General features: G+C 69.1%; 1 pseudogene. It reads right to left on the reverse strand.

The features are described 5' to 3' along the window. Nucleotides 1-190 (reverse strand): annotated as a pseudogene (locus tag WDW90_RS38970) (hypothetical protein); the annotation flags it as partial. Nucleotides 191-288 lie beyond the last annotated feature (98 nt).

Raw genomic sequence — 288 nt, forward strand, 5'->3', positions numbered from 1 at the left:
CCTGGAGCAGAACCTGGATGCGCTCCATGGCCGCCAGGATGTCGGCGGCCCAGCGCTGCTCGGCTTCGCAGGCGCCGTCCCGGCGGAGACAATCCAGCCGCTCCGCCCCGGCACGGAGCAGGTGCGTGCCCTCCGCGACGTAGTCCTCCACCTCGGCAAGATCCGGCAACCGCGACGTCGACGTCCTCATGGCGACCTCGAATGGATAAAGAATTCCGCGAGGCTTGCCCCCAGGGCGCGGCGACCTTCTGTGAGGTCGATCACACTCGCCCGATGCGGATGCCGGGC

Source organism: Methylobacterium nigriterrae, from assembly GCF_037106235.1.
GTDB lineage: Bacteria > Pseudomonadota > Alphaproteobacteria > Rhizobiales > Beijerinckiaceae > Methylobacterium > Methylobacterium nigriterrae.